Source organism: Rhodoplanes sp. SY1 (assembly GCF_046000175.1).
GTDB lineage: Bacteria > Pseudomonadota > Alphaproteobacteria > Rhizobiales > Xanthobacteraceae > Rhodoplanes.
Window position 1 is genome coordinate 1 of record NZ_JBEOMB010000071.1, and the last position, 16,019, is coordinate 16,019.

The following is a 16,019-nucleotide window of genomic DNA, read 5'->3' on the forward strand; positions in this document are numbered from 1 at the left end:
GATCGCCCGCTCCAGGTCGGAGAAGCGCAGCACCCGCCCGCCGAACAGGTGGAACAGGATGACGAGCTTCCAGCGGCCCTCGAGCAGCTTCAGCGCCTGCTCGACGCCGGCGGCCGCGCTCTCCGGCGTGTGGCGCTCACCGGCGGGTGCGTGACTTACCTTCTCGTGCGTTCTTGTCATTCGGCGAGGATGGGACGATCTCCGGGGCCGACGCAACACAGCACCGGAATCGTCGCATGCCCCTCGTCCTGGCCCCGCCCGTCGCCGCCTATTTCGCCGCAGCGCGTCGCGGCGCCGATATCGGCCCCTGCTTCGGCGAGACCGCCGTCGTGGTGGACGAGCGCGCCACCCATGCGGGCCGGGCCGCCATCCGCCGCTGGCACGACGCGGCGACGGCCACGTACCGTCATGTCGCCGAGCCGCTCGCGGTCGCCGAAGCCGAGGGCCGCACCGTGGTGACGGCGCGGGTGACGGGCGCGTTTCCGGGCAGCCCGATCGACCTGCGCTACGCCTTCGTGCTCGACCGCGACACCATCGCGCGGCTGGAGATCGCGCCCTGACGCGCCAGCGTGGCCCGGGCGACGAGGGGCGAGACGGATGCGTCGGTCGGCAAAGGCGCGGGACGCCCCGTGCCCACGCAGCCCAATCTCGCGACCCGTCGACCGCGTGGGCCCCTCGGCTTTGGCTCCGGTGATCCCCGATCACCACCACGTGACAGAGGTGCGACCAGACGCGCAGCCCCGGCGGATTGTCGGGCCGCCCGCCACCGGATAGCGTCGGTCCGGGGTCACCTCTGTCGCGACCCGCCTGCGCCCACAAGACGAGAAGGTGTCGAGCTTCTCGTCCTCGCCCGGACAAGGCGCAGCGAGCCCATCGGCACATCACCCGTACGAGCGTCGGATCGCGTCGTGCCGCGGAGCATCTCCGCGGCCGCGGCGTCGTGCGCCGGCGCCGTCATGCGTGCCCGCAGCCGCGGGTGCGCCGTGCCCCAGCAAAGGAAACGCTCATGCTCCGCAAGACTTTTGGCGTGACGGTCGCGATCGGCACCCTGGCCGTCGTGACGATCTCGGCGGCCCCGGCCATGCCGCTCGCGCCCGCCGCACCGGACGCCGCGACGCGCGACGTGACCCTCGTCCGGGACGGCTGCGGCCGCGGGATGCGCTTCAGCTATCGGCGCCAGAGCTGCGTGCCGGACTTCGACGGCGGCCCGGGCTACCGGGGCGGACCGGCCTATTACCAGGGCGGCGGACCGACCTACTATCGGGGCGGCGGGCCGACCTACTACCAGGGCGGCGGGCCCAGCCCCTATCGGGGCGGTCGCCCCTACCGCGACGACGGCGGCGCTGCGGCTGCGGCGGCCGCGGCGGCGGTGACGACCGGCGTCGTGCTCGGCATCGTCGCCGGCTCGCGGAAGAACCAGGGCACCACGGTGCGCCGCGGCCCGGGCGGCCCCGGCGGTCCGGGTAGCCCGGGGGGGCCGGGGGGGCCGGGTGGTCCGGGCCGCCGCAACTAGGCGGAAGACACCTCCGGCGCGGGCGGGCGTCGCCTGCCCGCGCCGACCCGAACGGCGCCCCGACGCGTGGGGCGAAACGCCGTGGTCAGGCCGCGGAGGATCGCGGCACGTCCAGGCGCACGTACGAGACGATGGCGTCCGAAAGGTCGTCGGCCAGGGTGGGGTCGCGGCGGATCGCCTCGAAGCTGCGTGGGCGCGGCAGAGGCTCGCCGTCGGCGACCATCAAGGCCAAGTGCCCGCCGAGCGCCGCGGAGGCGTTGTCGAGCGCCTCCTCCAGCGTGTCGCCGGCCGAGATGCATCCCGGCACATCGGGAAAGCTGACCCCGTAGCTCGTCCCCTCGTCCTTGTGCACCAGCGCCAGATAACCTGCCATCACCGCGGCTCCGTGATCCCCGCAGCCCGATAGATCGAGCGTACGGTCTTCGGGTGCAAGTCCTTCCTCGGATGCGGCACCGTGACCTTCCCCGGCTTGATCGGATGCTTGAAGTGATGATGGCTCCCGGTGGCGCCGACGTAAATCCAGCCGTCGCGCTCCAGATCGCGAATGATTTTCCGCGAGTCCGATCCCACGCCACCCTCCGCTGCAACCGGAAGCTGTCGCGAGAATAGCATGCTCATCCTTTGTGAGGTACGCCGGGTGAAGCGTCGCCCGCCCTCACACGGCCTGCACCTCGACGACGCCGGGGACGGCCTTGATGGCGCCGGCGATCTGGGGGGAGACCTTGTAGCGGCCCTTCAGCTTCACCTCGATCTCGGCCTCCGACAACAGGAGGACGATCGACACGTCGCCGCCGCCGCTCTCGCGCGCCGCCGCCGGCGCGATCCCGCCCGGGCGTCCCGCGACGCCCCCTCCCCCGGCCGCCGGACCGCCGCGGCCGGCGCCCTGGCCCCCGGCCGGCTCCAGGCGTTTCGCCACGGCCTCGATCGGAGCCTCGTCGCGCAAGAAGATGCGAAGGCCCTTCTGCTGCTTGGCGGCGGCTTCGTCCAACAGCTCGACGGTCTGGATGCGGGCCCGCACCTCCTCGCCCTCGGCATTGGCGGCGATGAACAGGAGCACGGCGCGGCCGGGCTCCAGGAGGTCGCGGTACTGCGCCAAGGCTTCGGCGAACAGGATCGCCTCGTAGTGGCCGGACGGATCGCTGAGGCCGATGATGCCCATCTTGTTGCCGGTCTTGGTGCGCCGCTCGGTGCGCGACACCACGGTGGCGCCGAGGCGCCCGGCCGTGGCCCCGGCCTTCACGCTGCGCGAAAACTCGGCCCAGGTCTGCAGGCGCAGGCGCTTGAGGAGATGCGCGTAGTCGTCGAGCGGATGGCCGGTGAGGAAGAAGCCGATGGCGTCGTACTCGCGCTGCAGTTTTTCCGCCGGCAGCCAGTGCTCGTAGGCGGGGAGGCGCAGCGGCTCGGGCGCCGCGGCGCCGCCGAAGAAGTCGGTCTGGCCGCTCGCCGCCGCCTCGTGGGTGCGTTGCGCGGTGGCGAGCACCGCCTCGACCGAGGCATGCGCGCGCGCACGGTCCGGCTCGATGCAGTCGAAGGCGCCGGCGGCCGCGAGGCTCTCCAGCACGCGCTTGTTGACCTGGCGCGGATCGATGCGGCGGGCGAAGTCGGCGAGATCGCGGAACGGCTTGCCGTCGCGGCCGGCGACGATCGCCTCGACGGCCTGGCGGCCGATGCCCTTGATGGCGGCGAGTGCGTAGAAGATCGTGTTGCCGTCGACGTCGAAGTCGACGCCCGACCGGTTGACGGAGGGCGGCGCGACCTTGATGCCGAGCCGCTCGGCCTCCGAGCGGAAGTCGGAGAGCTTGTCGGTGTTGCCCATGTCGAGCGTCATCGACGCCGCCAGGAACTCGACCGGATAGTTCGCCTTCAGATAGGCGGTCTGGTAGGAGACGAGCGCGTAGGCGGCCGCGTGGCTCTTGTTGAAGCCGTAGTCGGCGAACTTGGCCAGCAGGTCGAAGATCATGTCGGCCTGTGCCTTGTCGACGCCGCGCTCCATCGCGCCGTCGACGAAGCGGATGCGCTGCTTGTCCATCTCGGCGCGGATCTTCTTGCCCATGGCGCGCCGCAGCAGGTCGGCCTCGCCGAGCGAGTAGCCGGACAGCGCCTGCGCGATCTGCATCACCTGCTCCTGGTAGATGATGACCCCGAAGGTCTCGCGCAGATACGGCTCCAGCTTGGGATGGACGTATTCGGGCTGCTCGTGCCCGTGCTTGCGGGCGCAATACGTGGGAATGTTCGCCATCGGACCGGGGCGATAGAGCGCGACGAGCGCGATCAGATCCTCGAGCCGGTCGGGCCGCATGTCGACGAGCGCGCGCCGCATGCCCTGGCTTTCCACCTGGAACACGCCGACCGTCTCGCCGCGGGTCAGCATCTCGTAGGTCTTCTTGTCGTCGAGCGGGATGTGGGCGAGGTCGATGGTGATGCCGCGCCGCGCCAGGAGCTTGACGGCGGTGTCGAGCGTCGTGAGCGTCTTGAGGCCGAGGAAGTCGAACTTCACCAGGCCCGCCTGCTCCACCCATTTCATGTTGAACTGGGTGACCGGCATGTCGGACTTGGGGTCGCGATAGAGCGGCACCAGATGGGAGAGATTGCGGTCGCCGATCACGATGCCGGCGGCGTGCGTCGAGGCGTGGCGGTTGAGACCTTCGAGCTTCTGGGCGATCGCGAAGGCGCGCGCCACCACGGGCTCGGTGTCGCGGGCCGCCTGCAGCTTCGCCTCGCCCTCGATCGCCTCCTTCAGCGTGACCGGCTTGGCCGGGTTCTGCGGGACGAGCTTGCACAGCTTGTCGACCTGGCCGTAGGGCATCTCCAGCACGCGCCCGACGTCGCGCAGCACGCCGCGGGCCTGCAGCGTGCCGAACGTGATGATCTGCGCGACGTGATCACGTCCGTAGCGCTTCTGGACGTAGTCGATCACCTCGCCACGGCGGTCCTGGCAGAAGTCGATGTCGAAGTCCGGCATCGACACGCGATCCGGATTGAGGAAGCGCTCGAACAGCAGGCCGAAGCGGATGGGATCGAGATCCGTGATGGTGAGTGCCCAGGCGACCACCGAGCCGGCGCCCGAGCCGCGGCCCGGCCCGACCGGGATGCCCTGGCCCTTCGCCCACTGGATGAAGTCCGACACGATCAGGAAGTAGCCGGGAAAGCCCATGCGGGCGATGACACCGAGCTCGAAGGCGAGGCGCTCGCGATACTCCTCCTCGGTGTGGCCGGGGGCGACGCCGTGCGCCTTCAGCCGCGCCTCCAGGCCCTCGGCGGCGCGCGCCCGCACGGTCGCCTCCTCGTCGAGATGCTCGCCCGTCTCGGTGCCGTAATGCGGCAGGATCGGTTTTCGCGTGCGCGGCCTGTAGGCGCACCTTTGAGCGATCTCGACCGTCGCGGCGAGCGCCTCCGGGAGATCGGCGAACAGCGCCGCCATCTCGGCCCGGGTCTTGAAGCGGTGCTCCGGCGTGAGGTGCCGGCGGTCCTCCTCGGCGAGCAGCCGGCCCTCGGCGATGGCGAGCAGCGCGTCGTGCGCCTCGTAGTCCTCCGGGCCGGCGAAGAACGGCTGGTTGGTGGCGACGAGCGGCAGGCCGCGCGCATAGGCGAGGTCGACCAGCGCCGGCTCGACCAGCCGCTCGGCCTGGGTGCCGTGGCGCTGCAGCTCGACATAGAGGCGGTCGCCGAACAGGCGCTCCAAGGTGGCGAGCCGGCTCGCGGCGAGCGCCCCCTGCCCGGCAACGATCGCCTTGTCGAGCGGCCCGTCCGGCCCGCCGGTGAGCAGGATCAGCCCATCGCTGTGCCCCTCCAGCCAACCGATCTCGATGTGCGGCGCCTCGGTCGACGGGGTCTCGAGAAAGGCCCGCGAGTTGAGCCGCATCAGGTTGCCGTAGCCCGCCTCGCGCGCCGCCAGGAGAACGATGCGCGGCAGCGTGCGGGCATGCGGGCCGGCGCGGCCGATGGCACCGCCGGGCTGCTCCTGGTCGCCGAAGTCGACGGCGAGCGAGATGCCGGCGATCGGCTGGATGCCGTAGCCGGTGAGCTTCTCGGAGAATTCCAGCGCGCCGAACAGGTTGTCGGTGTCGGTCAGGGCCAGCGCGGGCTGGCGGTCGGCCTTGGCGAGGCCGGCGAGCTTGCCGATCGGCAGCGCCCCTTCGAGCAGCGAATAGGCCGAGTGGACGTGCAGGTGGACGAAGCCCGGGTCCTTGGCGAGCGGCGGCAGCGGTGGCGGCGCGGGTGCCGGCGCGGCCGCACCGGCGTCCGCTGACGGCGCCGCGGCATTCGGCGTCCCGGCACCTAGGACGGACGGGGTCGAGCTCGGTACGGTCACGGCGGCACTCGCAAGGGTCGGCCGGCCGCCCCGCGGCCGTGCGCACGGCCCGACTCGCCGGCCGGGCCCTCTGCCCCCACATTCGCGAACCGCGCGGGCTCCTGTCTACCGACCGCCCGTCGTCACCCACAGCCGCGACGCGGCAATGCCGCCCGCCGCCCGGCGGCACCTCCGTGCGATCGTCAGATCACCGCGAACAGCTTCGCCCAGACCACGAGCGTGCCGACCAGCAGGGTCATCGAGGTCAGGGCTCGCATCAGATCGCTGGCGGCGGCGCGCATGATCGTCTCCCTCGACATCCTCGACATCGGAAAAGAACATGACGAGAACATTAGTTCTTCCTCCGTTCCTCTGTCAAGTCGGAACGACACGGCCGCGGCGATCAGCGAGCATACGACCCGCCTCCCTCCTGATGGTTTAACGACCCCGACTTTTCGCGATCCAATTAATCGAAATGAAAACCGCGGCTGGCATGGTGCTGCCGATCGCCGGCGGTAACGGGTGGAGCGCGAGGAGGCGCAAGTGGAAGAGCGCCGCAAAGCCAATCGTCTTCGGGTTCTCAAGACGGGCCGCATCGCCACCAGCGACAAGGCCCCGAAGATCGAGTGCGCCGTGCGCAATCTCTCCGACGCCGGCGCCTGCCTGCAGGTCCATTCCGGCACCTTCGGCATCCCGCGCGAGTTCGAGCTGGTCATGGAGGGCGGCCAGCGTCAGGCCTGCCGGGTGATCTGGCGGACCGAGAACCGGCTGGGTGTCAGCTTCGGTTGACGCCAGGCGATCCGAAAAATCGAAGCGTTCCAGAAGTTTGACCGGGACCAATCCGGCGTTCGCGGTGCGTTCCGCCGTCGATGGCGAGTAGCGAGGAGCGAGGAGCGAGGAGCGAGGAGCGAGGAGCGAGGAGCGAGACGGTGGCTCGGCCCCGGGTGCGGTCAAGCGCCAACTACTCGCTATTCGCCATTCGCTACTCGCTCGCGCCCCTACTCCAGCTCGATGATCCGCCCGTCCTTCAGGGTGACGCGGCGGTCCATGCGGGCAGCGATGTCGAGATTGTGGGTGGCGATCACGGCGGCGAGCCGCGAGGCGCGCACCAGCTGGGTCAGCGCCCGGAACACGTGCTCCGAGGTCTTGGGATCGAGGTTGCCGGTCGGCTCGTCGGCCAGCAGGAGGCGCGGCGCGTTGGCGACCGCGCGGGCGATGGCGACGCGCTGCTGCTCGCCGCCCGACAATTCGGACGGCCGGTGTGGCAGCCGATCCTTCAGCCCGAGATAGGACAAAAGCTCCTCGGCCCGATCCTCCGCCTGCTTGCGCGGCAGGCCGCGGATCATCTGCGGCAGCATCACGTTCTCGAGCGCCGTGAACTCGCCGAGCAGGTGGTGCGCCTGGTAGATGAAGCCGACGTCGTTGCGGCGGATACGGGTGCGCTCGCTGTCGGAGAGGCCCGAGGTCGGCACGTCGTCGATGAACACCTCGCCGGCGTCCTGGTGCTCGAGCAGCCCGGCGATGTGCAGGAGCGTCGACTTGCCCGAGCCGGACGGCGCGATCAGCGCCACCATCTGGCCGGACCACACGGCGAGCTCGGCGCCCTTCAGCACGTCGAGCACGACGTCTCCCTGCCGATACTGACGCTCGATCTGGTGGAGGAAGACGACGGGGCTTTCGGTCGCGGCCATCAGGTTCGCCTACTCGTACCGGAGCGTGTCGACCGGATCGAGACGGGCCGCGCGCCATGAGGGATAGAGGGTCGCCAGCAGCGACAGGCCGAGCGCCATCACGACGACCGCGATGGTCTCCGAAGCGTTCATCTCGGCCGGCAGCCTGGAGAGGAAGTAGAGCTCGCGCGGGAACAGATCCGTCTGCGTCACCCAGGACAGGAACTGGCGGATCGAGTCGATGTTCACGCACACCAGCGTGCCGACCACGAAGCCGGTCAGCGTGCCGACCACGCCGATCGAGGCGCCGGTGATCAGGAACACCCGCATGATGGCGCCCTGCGTCGCCCCCATGGTGCGCATGATGGCGATGTCCTGGCTCTTGTCCTTCACCAGCATGATCAGGCCCGACACGATGTTGAGCGCGGCGACCAGCACGATCAGCGTGAGGATCAGGAACATGACGTTGCGCTCGACCTGCAGGGCGTTGAAGAAGGTCGAGTTCCGCTGCCGCCAGTCGATCATGTAGATGGGCCGCTGGGCGGCGTCGGCGACGAGCTTGCGGTAGCGGTCGATCGCGTCGGGATCGTTGGTGTAGACCTCGATCGCCGTCACGTCGTTCGAGCGGTTGAAATAGGCCTGCGCCTCGGGCAGCGGCATGAACACGAAGGCGGCGTCGTATTCCGACATGCCGATCTCGAAGACCGCCACCACCTTGTAGGGCTTTATGCGCGGGGTGGTGCCCATCGGCGTGACGGCGCCGCGCGGCGCCACCAGCGTCAGATTGTCGCCGACCTGCAGCGAGAGCTGATCGGCGAGCCGGCGGCCGATGGCGATCCCCTGCCCCTGGTCGAAGCCCTCGAGCGTGCCCTTCTTGATGTTCTTCGACACCGAGGCGAGCTTGTCGAGGTCGGCGGCGCGCATGCCGCGCACCAGCACGCCGTTCGCCGCGAAGGGCGACGAGGCGAGCGCCTGCCCCTCGACGATCGGCGCCGCGAGCCGGATGCCGGGCACCGCGGCGATGCGCTGCGCCACCGGATCGTAGTCGGTGAGCGGCGATTCGAGCGGCTGGATCAGCAGATGGCCGTTGAGGCCGAGGATCTTGTCCAAGAGCTCGGTGCGGAAGCCGTTCATCACCGCCATGACGATGATCAGCGTCGCGACGCCCAGCATGATGCCGAGGAACGAGAACCCGGCGATCACCGAGATGAATCCCTCCTTGCGCCGCGCCCGCAGATAGCGCAGCGACAGCATCCATTCGAAGGGTGCGAAGGGTCTCGTCCCGGCAGCGTCGGTCATGGCGGCTCTTTCCCCGCGGGATTACACCCGATTCTGCCGGATTCGCGAGCCCCGCGTGTGGGTCGCACCGCGTTACCCGCAGGTTTGATCGGCCCTTCCGATTTCATTGAAATCGGGCGGAATCGGGCCGGGACGGCGAAGCATGCTCGGGTTCTGGAAACGGCACCTGTCTTCCCTCTCCCCGCGCGCGGGGAGAGGTGACACGGGGAACGCCCTCACCCCACCGGCGCCAAGCGCTCCAGCACGTCCGCCGGCGACAGGAGCTCGCGGTCGCCGCCGGAGCGGCGCTTGAGCTCGACCTTGCCCTCCTTCAGCCCCTTCGGGCCGACCAGGATCTGCCAGGGCACCCCGATCAGATCGAGGGTGGCGAACTTGGAGCCGGGGCGCTCGTCGAGATCGTGATACAGCACCTCGACGCCGCGCGCCGTCAGCGCCCGGTACAGCTCGCCCGCGGCCGCGTCGGTCGCCGCGTCGCCCTGCTTGAGGTTGGCGATGCCGACCCGGAACGGCGCGACGGGCTCCGGCCAGACGATCCCGGCCTCGTCGTGCGACGCCTCGATCAGCGCCGCCACCAGCCGGGTCGGGCCGATGCCGTAGGAGCCCATGTGGACCGGCTTCTCGCTGCCGTCCGGATGGGCCACCACGGCCTTCATCGGGGCCGAGTACTTGGTGCCGAAATAGAAGATGTGCCCGACCTCGATGCCGCGCGCCGACACCCGGTCGGCCTCGGGGATCGCCGCAAAGGCGGCCTCGTCGTGCTTCTCCGAGGTCGCGGCGTAGTGCGAGGTCCAGCGGTCGACGATCGCCTGGATGCCGGCGACATCGTCGAAGTCGACGCCCGCCTCCGGCACCGGCAGGTCGAGATAGTCGCGATGGCAGAACACCTCGCTCTCGCCGGTCTGGGCCAGGATGATGAACTCGTGGGAGAGGTTGCCGCCGATCGGGCCGGTGTCGGCGACCATCGGGATCGCCCGCAGGCCGAGCCGCGTGAAGGTCCGCAGATAGGCGACGAACATCTTGTTGTAGGCGTGCTTGGCGCCCTCGTAGTCGAGGTCGAACGAATAGGCGTCCTTCATCAGGAACTCGCGCCCGCGCATCAGCCCGAAGCGCGGCCGCACCTCGTCGCGGAACTTCCACTGCAGGTGATAAAGATTCAGCGGCAAGTCCTTGTACGACCGCACATAAGCGCGGAAGACCTCGGTCACCATCTCCTCGTTGGTGGGACCGTAGAGCATCTCGCGCTCGTGCCGGTCCTTGATGCGCAGCATCTCCTTGCCATAGTCGTCGTAGCGCCCGCTCTCGCGCCACAGCTCGGCCGACTGGATGGTCGGCATCAGCATCTCGACGGCGCCCGAGCGGTCCTGCTCCTCGCGGACGATTCGGCAGACCTTGTTCAGGACGCGCAGGCCGAGCGGCAGGAAGGCGTAGATGCCGGCCGATTCCTGCCGGATCATCCCGGCGCGCAGCAGCAGCCGGTGCGACACGATCTCCGCTTCTTTTGGCGTCTCGCGCAGAATCGGCAGGAAAAACCGGGACAGGCGCATGTCGAAACTCCTCGAGGAATGGTGCAGAGAAACCGGATTAGCGTCGAAAATACAAGGGTGATCGAAGACCGGCCGGACTGCCGGCGGCGTTGCTCTCCGGGCGCTCCGTTTCGTTCACCAAGACAACTCCTGCGCATGCTGCAGCGCGAGACAACTGGGGTGACAAGGCGGAATCCTTTCGCTATGAAACGAACGTCGTTCCTGACGTTCCGGGATTGAAATAATGTTGCGTCAGGAACGCGGTCCAGGTCTGTGGGAGGAAGAGCCAAACGGCGCGCTCGATCGCAGCCGCCCCTAGAACAACATAGCGGGGAAATGGCAAAAAACTCGGCGTAGAAGGCAGGACCGCGGTCCTGCTTTTTTTTTGCCTGCGGGACCGACTCGGCGGCATGCGCAACAGGCCGCCCCATCGGAGCTGCCACGATTTCGAGCCTCTACCCTCGTCCCGAGGAGCCGCCGAAGGCGGCGTCTCGAAGGACACGGCCCGTGCGCTGCCGCGCCCAGTCGGGCGCCGGGTGGCCTCATGGTTCGAGACGGCCGCTTCGCGGCCTCCTCACCATGAGGGGGAGAGCAAGTCTCGTCACCTCGAGGGGGAAGCCGGCGTGGCGCCCGGACCTCGCCCGCCCCTTCACCGCGGGAACAGCCCCCATAGCGTGACAAATCGCTCGATGTCGATCAGGCCGCCCGTCACGGCGAACCAGAACGCGGCGACCAGAACCGTGGTGACCAGCGTCGTCCAGCCCGCCTTGGCGAGGAGCCGCGGCGCCGCCGGGGCCCCCGGATCGGTGCCGGGCGCGATATCGCCGGTCTCGTGCTGCGAGCGCACGCCGAACGGCAGGATCGCGAACAGCACGATCCACCAAGTGACGAAGTAGATGGCCGCGAAGGTGGTCCAGGGCATGGGGGTGAGTGCCCGTCAGGTTCGCCAGGAATTCGTGTCCGTCATGCCCGGCCTTGTGCCGGGCATCCACGTCCTTGCCCGACGCGACTACCCGGCGTGGATGGCCGGGACAAGCCTCGCCATGACGACTCACGACGGCAGCGCGAACGCCCCTGCCCTTCACGCCTGCTCGAGCTCGACCAGCGTGCCGTTGAAGTCCTTCGGGTGCAGGAACAGCACCGGCTTGCCGTGGGCGCCGATCTTCGGGTTGCCGTCGCCGAGAACGCGGGCGCCGCCGGCCTTCAACCGGTCGCGGGCGGCCAGGATGTCGTCGACCTCGTAGCAGATGTGGTGGATGCCGCCGTCCGGGCTCTTCTCCAGGAACTTGGCGATCGGCGAGTTCTCGCCGAGCGGATGCAGGAGCTCGACCTTGGTGTTGGGCAGCTCGATGAACACCACGGTGACACCGTGCGCCGGCTGCGGCAGTGGCTCGGAGACCTTCGCGCCCATGGTCTCGCGGTAGAGCTTGCAGGCCTTCTCCAGATCGCCCACGGCGATCGCGACATGGTTGAGACGTCCGATCATGTCGGTCCCCTCTGGCTGGCGTCGCGGACCACCCGCGCCGCCCGTTATGCCCCTTTATGCCCGATCGCGGCCGGTCAGACTGTCAGTACGTGTACGAGGCAGAGCGGCTTCTTGCCCCAGGACGCCGCAATGCCGCCGCGCACCGCACGGCGCACCGCCTCGGCGACCGTGTCGGGATCGCGCCGGCGGGCGCGCGGGAGATGCTCGACCGTCTCCGCCGCGGTCTGCACGGCCTGCGCCGCGAAGCTCTTGCCGCGGGCGTCGGTCTCCGGGATGCCGATCAGCTCGACTTCCGGATCGGCGCACAGCGTGCCGGCCTCGTCGAGCGCGAGCGCGACCGAGACGACCCCGACGAAGCCGAGCCGCCGGCGGTCCGCGACCGTGCGAGCCTCGGCCTCGACGATGAGATAACCGTCCTTGTAGAGGCGGCCCTGCGGAACCTCGTCGACAATGCCGGCCGGTCCCGGCGCGAGGCGCACGAGGTCGCCGTTGCGGCAGCCGACGACCTCGGGCACGCCGAGCGAGCGGGCGAGCTTCGCGTGCGCCGCGAGGTGCAGCGGCTCGCCGTGCACCGGAATCATGATGCCGGGCTTCACCCAGCCGAGCAGCTCCTTCAACTCGTCGCGCCGCGGGTGGCCCGAGACATGGACGAGATGATCGCGCTCGGTGATCACCTCGACGCCCTGCGCGGCAAGGCCGTTGATGATCTTGTTCACGGCCTTCTCGTTGCCGGGAATCGTGCGCGACGAGAAGATCACCTGATCGCCCTTGGCGAGGCCGATCTCGGGATGCGAGTCGGAGGCGATGCGGGCGAGCGCGGCGCGCGGCTCGCCCTGGCTGCCCGTGCACAGCGCGACCACCTTGTCGCGCGGGAAGTAGCCGTAGTTCGAGGCGGAGCGGAATTCCGGCACGCCGTCGAGATGGCCGGTCTCGCGCGCCACCTGGACGACGCGCTCCATGGCGCGGCCGACCAGCACGACCTCGCGGCCGCAATCGCGGGCGGCGAGCGCGATCGAGCGGATGCGCGCGACATGCGACGCGAAGGTGGTGATGGCGACGCGCTGGGGCGCCGCGGCGATCAGCTTCGCCAGCGTCGCGCCGACCTCGCTCTCGGAGGGCGAGCGGCCGTCGCGCACCGCATTGGTCGAGTCGCCGACCAGCGCGAGGCACCCCTCCTCGCCGAGCCGGCGCAGCCGCGCCTCGTCGGTCGCCGGGCCGACCACGGGCGTGGGGTCGAGCTTCCAGTCGCCGGTGTGCAGAACCTTGCCGAGCGGCGTGCCGATGATCAGGGCGTTCGACTCGGGGATCGAATGCGACATCGAGCAGAGCTCGACCGTGAACGGGCCGAGCTTGATCGTGCCGCCGAGCGGCACGACGTTGACGGGAATCTCCGGCGCGCCGGGCTCCGCCTGGCGCTTCGCCTCGAACAGCGCGGCCGTGAAGGGCGTCGCGAAGATCGGCACCTTCAGGCGCGGCCACAGGTCGATGATGGCGCCGAAATGATCCTCGTGGCCGTGGGTGAGGATCAAGCCGTGAAGGCTCTTGCGCTCCTCCAGCAGGAATCGGATGTCCGGCATCACGAGATCGACGCCGGGCAGATCCTCGCCGCCCCCGAAGGACACGCCGAGATCGACCGCGATCCAGGATTTCTTCCGGCCGCTGCCGTAGCCGTAGACGGAGAGATTCATCCCGATCTCGCCGACCCCGCCGAGCGGGGCGTAGACGAGCTCGTCGGCCTTGGTGATCATGCGTCGTGCCGGTTCGAGGGGAGCGCGTCCGGCCGGTGAAGCGGAAACACGTCGCCGGCGGCGATCTTCTGGACGCCCTCGTCACCGGTGATTAGCAGATTCCCGTGGGTGTCGATGGTCTCGAATCGGCCGGCCGTCTCGGTCCCCTCGAATCGCACCACCAGCGGAGTCCCGGGCACCGGTCCGCGGGCGAGCCAGGCGTCGCGAATCGAGGCGAAGCCGCGGCTGCGGTCCCATTCGGCGAGACGCGCCCGCATGGCGCCGGCGAGCGCCAGGAACACGGCGGCCGGGCTCGCCGCGGCGCCCTCGGCGGCGAGGTCGGTCGCCGGATAGAGCGTGTCGTCGGGATGGTGGGCGCAGTTGACGCCGATGCCGACCACCACCACGAGGCCGTGCCGGGTCTCGCCCTCGACCAGGATGCCGGCGAGCTTCTTGCCGCCGCACAGGAGGTCGTTCGGCCATTTCAGCGCCAGGCGCGGCGCCAGCGCCGGCGCGACGGCGCGGACCGAGTCGTGCACGGCGAGCGCGGCGACGAAGGAGATCTGCGAGGCCTCGGGGATCGGCGCCGGATCGGACAGAAGAAGACTCGCGAACAGGTTGCCGGGCGCCGACGTCCAGGCGCGGCCGCGCCTGCCGCGGCCCGCCGTCTGGCGTTCGGCCGTGATCCACACGGGACCGCGCTCGCCGTCGCGGGCACGGCGCAAGGCCTCGGCGTTGGTGGAGTCGATCTCGTCGAAGGCGAGGTGCGGGATGTCGGCGGCGGTCTCGATCATCTGAATCGAGAGCCCTCAGTCCGGCGCCACCCCCCTCCCCAGCCCTCCCCCACAAGGGGGGAGGGAGCAGGCTGGAGATTGCCGCGGCTCACGATGAGTCCCGGTCTCGGTGAATTCGAAGGACCCGAAGCCTCGGCTCCAGCGTTCCCTCCCCCCTTGTGGGGGAGGGACAGGGAGGGGGGTGAGCCCCAGCCCGTGACCTGTCGAAATCGCCTCGTCACCAGCCCGAGCAGTCCAAAATCAAAACAGCGACTTCGCCGCCGCCGAGGCGGCGTCGACCAGCGGGGCCGGCCAGACGAAGAACAGGAGGACGAACAGTCCGGTCACGGTGAGCACCACGCCGAGCTCGCCGCGCATCGGCGACAGCGCCGGCGCCGGCTCGTCGAAATACATCACCTTGACGATGGCGAGATAGTAGTAGGCGCCCACGACGCTGGTCACCACGCCGATCACGGCGAGCGCATAGAGGCCGGCGTTCACGGCGGCGAGGAACACGTAGAACTTGGCGAAGAAGCCGGCGAGCGGCGGAATGCCGGCGAGCGAGAACATCATCATGCCGAGCAGGAAGGCGACGCCGGGCTTGGTGCGCGCGAGGCCGGCGAGGTCGGCGATGTTCTCGACCGGCCCCTCCTCCCGCTTCATCGCGATGATGCAGGCGAAGGTGCCGAGCGTCATCGCGACGTAGATCGCCATGTAGATCAGCACGCCCTGCACGCCCTCGGCCGTGCCGGCGGCGAGGCCGATCAGCGCGAAGCCCATGTGGCCGATCGACGAGTAGGCCATCAGCCGCTTGATGTTGGTCTGCCCGATCGCCGCGAAGGAGCCGAGCGCCATCGAGGCAATCGAGACGAACACGACGATCTGCTGCCACTGTGGCACCACGGTCGGGAACGCCGTGGTGGCGAGCCGCACGAACACGGCCATGGCGGCGACCTTGGGCGCGGCGGCGAAGAACGCCGTGATCGGCGTCGGTGCGCCCTCGTAGACGTCGGGCGTCCACATGTGGAACGGCACCGCCGAGATCTTGAAGCACAGGCCGGCGAGCAGGAAGACGAGCCCGAAGGTGAGCCCCACCCCGCCCGCGGCCGCGCCCTGCGCGATGCCGGCGAAGGTGACGCTGCCGGTCGAGCCGTAGACCAGCGAGGCGCCGTAGAGCAGCATGCCGGACGACAGCGCGCCGAGAACGAAATACTTCAGGCCCGCCTCGGTCGACTTCAACTTGTCGCGGTCGATCGCGGCGACGACGTAGAGCGACAGGCTCATCAGCTCGAGCCCGAGATAGAGCGCGATCAGGTCGCCGGCCGAAATCAGCATCAGCATGCCGGTGGTGGCGAGCACGATCAGCACCGGATACTCGAAGCGCGCCCGGTCCGGCGACGACAGGAACTCGCCCGACATCACGATCGCGACGGCCGAGCCGATCAGCGCCAGCAGCTTGAAGAACTTCGCATACGGGTCGAGCACGAAGCTGCCGCCGAAGGTGGTCTGTGTCTCGGCCGGCATCAGCGCGACGACGACGCCCGCCGCGATCAGCAGCATCACGGCGAAGCCAGACACCGCGCCGGTCGACTGGTTGCCCCGGAAGGCGCCCATCAGGATCAGCACCATGGCGCCGGCCGCGAGGACGATCTCGGGCATGGCCGGGTACAGGGCGGGAAGCTCGGCGAGGTTGTTCATCGGGATGCCGTTCTTGTCCGGTCAGCGGCCGAGGGCGGC

Annotated in this window: 15 protein-coding genes; 3 read left to right on the plus strand and 12 right to left on the minus strand. The window is 69.5% G+C overall.

From position 1 onward, the window contains the following. Positions 1–180 (minus strand): winged helix-turn-helix transcriptional regulator (locus tag ABTU92_RS18605; RefSeq protein WP_408093133.1); only part of this gene is annotated, 180 nt, incomplete at its 3' end. A 56-nt stretch (positions 181–236) separates the two neighbouring features. On the opposite strand from ABTU92_RS18605, the gene ABTU92_RS18610 reads away from it, so the two are divergent. Further along, a complete protein-coding gene (locus tag ABTU92_RS18610; protein ID WP_408093134.1) occupies positions 237–560 on the plus strand; it encodes a nuclear transport factor 2 family protein in 324 nt (107 codons plus the stop codon). Between the two features lie 446 nt (positions 561–1,006). Continuing rightward, complete coding sequence (locus tag ABTU92_RS18615; protein ID WP_408093135.1) at positions 1,007–1,513, plus strand: hypothetical protein; 507 nt, start codon at positions 1,007–1,009, stop codon at positions 1,511–1,513. 85 nt (positions 1,514–1,598) lie between these two features. Here the strand turns inward: ABTU92_RS18615 and ABTU92_RS18620 are convergent, their stop codons facing one another. From ABTU92_RS18620 to dnaE, 3 genes are all read right to left on the minus strand, one after another. After that, entirely contained in the window at positions 1,599–1,886 is a 288-nt protein-coding gene (locus tag ABTU92_RS18620) for a type II toxin-antitoxin system HicB family antitoxin (protein WP_408093136.1), read from the minus strand. Continuing rightward, on the minus strand, positions 1,886–2,083 hold the full coding sequence (locus ABTU92_RS18625) for a type II toxin-antitoxin system HicA family toxin (RefSeq protein WP_408093137.1): 198 nt from the start codon (positions 2,081–2,083) through the stop codon (positions 1,886–1,888). Before ABTU92_RS18625 ends, ABTU92_RS18620 begins: the two co-directional genes overlap by 1 nt. An 85-nt stretch (positions 2,084–2,168) precedes the next feature. Next, a complete protein-coding gene (gene dnaE, locus ABTU92_RS18630) occupies positions 2,169–5,717 on the minus strand; it encodes a DNA polymerase III subunit alpha (protein WP_408093170.1) in 3,549 nt (1,182 codons plus the stop codon). A gap of 630 nt (positions 5,718–6,347) precedes the next feature. On the opposite strand from dnaE, the gene ABTU92_RS18635 reads away from it, so the two are divergent. After that, the gene (locus ABTU92_RS18635; RefSeq protein ID WP_408093138.1) at positions 6,348–6,593 is read left to right on the plus strand and encodes a PilZ domain-containing protein; all 246 of its coding nucleotides are present in this window, start codon (positions 6,348–6,350) and stop codon (positions 6,591–6,593) included. Between the two features lie 209 nt (positions 6,594–6,802). Here ABTU92_RS18635 and ABTU92_RS18640 read toward each other — a convergent pair whose 3' ends face one another. From ABTU92_RS18640 to nuoN, 8 genes are all read right to left on the minus strand, one after another. Then, on the minus strand, positions 6,803–7,495 hold the full coding sequence (locus tag ABTU92_RS18640) for an ABC transporter ATP-binding protein (protein WP_408093139.1): 693 nt from the start codon (positions 7,493–7,495) through the stop codon (positions 6,803–6,805). Between the two features lie 9 nt (positions 7,496–7,504). Further along, the gene (locus ABTU92_RS18645; RefSeq protein WP_408093140.1) at positions 7,505–8,773 is read right to left on the minus strand and encodes a lipoprotein-releasing ABC transporter permease subunit; all 1,269 of its coding nucleotides are present in this window, start codon (positions 8,771–8,773) and stop codon (positions 7,505–7,507) included. 215 nt (positions 8,774–8,988) lie between these two features. Then, entirely contained in the window at positions 8,989–10,317 is a 1,329-nt protein-coding gene (gene proS, locus ABTU92_RS18650; RefSeq protein WP_408093141.1) for a proline--tRNA ligase, read from the minus strand. A gap of 628 nt (positions 10,318–10,945) precedes the next feature. Continuing rightward, on the minus strand, positions 10,946–11,218 hold the full coding sequence (locus tag ABTU92_RS18655) for a DUF1467 family protein (protein WP_408093142.1): 273 nt from the start codon (positions 11,216–11,218) through the stop codon (positions 10,946–10,948). 159 nt (positions 11,219–11,377) lie between these two features. Beyond that, entirely contained in the window at positions 11,378–11,782 is a 405-nt protein-coding gene (mce, locus tag ABTU92_RS18660; RefSeq protein WP_111360167.1) for a methylmalonyl-CoA epimerase, read from the minus strand. 74 nt (positions 11,783–11,856) lie between these two features. After that, positions 11,857–13,527 (minus strand): ribonuclease J, encoded by a 1,671-nt coding sequence (locus tag ABTU92_RS18665; RefSeq protein WP_408093171.1) that lies wholly within the window; start codon positions 13,525–13,527, stop codon positions 11,857–11,859. Continuing rightward, positions 13,527–14,303, minus strand: coding sequence for a biotin--[acetyl-CoA-carboxylase] ligase (locus tag ABTU92_RS18670; protein ID WP_408093143.1), 777 nt, complete (start codon positions 14,301–14,303; stop codon positions 13,527–13,529). The genes ABTU92_RS18665 and ABTU92_RS18670 overlap by 1 nt, the downstream gene beginning before the upstream one ends. Before the next feature lie 240 nt (positions 14,304–14,543). Then, the gene (gene nuoN / locus ABTU92_RS18675) at positions 14,544–15,980 is read right to left on the minus strand and encodes an NADH-quinone oxidoreductase subunit NuoN (RefSeq protein WP_408093144.1); all 1,437 of its coding nucleotides are present in this window, start codon (positions 15,978–15,980) and stop codon (positions 14,544–14,546) included. Positions 15,981–16,019 lie beyond the last annotated feature (39 nt).

Bases quoted from the DNA above. Each gene is read 5' to 3' on its own strand.
- ABTU92_RS18610 (WP_408093134.1), top strand. From the start codon at position 237: ATGCCCCTCGTCCTGGCCCCGCCCGTCGCCGCCTATTTCGCCGCAGCG.
- ABTU92_RS18615 (WP_408093135.1), top strand. From the start codon at position 1,007: ATGCTCCGCAAGACTTTTGGCGTGACGGTCGCGATCGGCACCCTGGCC.
- ABTU92_RS18620 (WP_408093136.1), bottom strand. From the start codon at position 1,886: ATGGCAGGTTATCTGGCGCTGGTGCACAAGGACGAGGGGACGAGCTAC.
- ABTU92_RS18640 (WP_408093139.1), bottom strand. From the start codon at position 7,495: ATGGCCGCGACCGAAAGCCCCGTCGTCTTCCTCCACCAGATCGAGCGT.
- ABTU92_RS18645 (WP_408093140.1), bottom strand. From the start codon at position 8,773: ATGACCGACGCTGCCGGGACGAGACCCTTCGCACCCTTCGAATGGATG.
- proS (WP_408093141.1), bottom strand. From the start codon at position 10,317: ATGCGCCTGTCCCGGTTTTTCCTGCCGATTCTGCGCGAGACGCCAAAA.
- ABTU92_RS18655 (WP_408093142.1), bottom strand. From the start codon at position 11,218: ATGCCCTGGACCACCTTCGCGGCCATCTACTTCGTCACTTGGTGGATC.
- mce (WP_111360167.1), bottom strand. From the start codon at position 11,782: ATGATCGGACGTCTCAACCATGTCGCGATCGCCGTGGGCGATCTGGAG.
- ABTU92_RS18670 (WP_408093143.1), bottom strand. From the start codon at position 14,303: ATGATCGAGACCGCCGCCGACATCCCGCACCTCGCCTTCGACGAGATC.
- nuoN (WP_408093144.1), bottom strand. From the start codon at position 15,980: ATGAACAACCTCGCCGAGCTTCCCGCCCTGTACCCGGCCATGCCCGAG.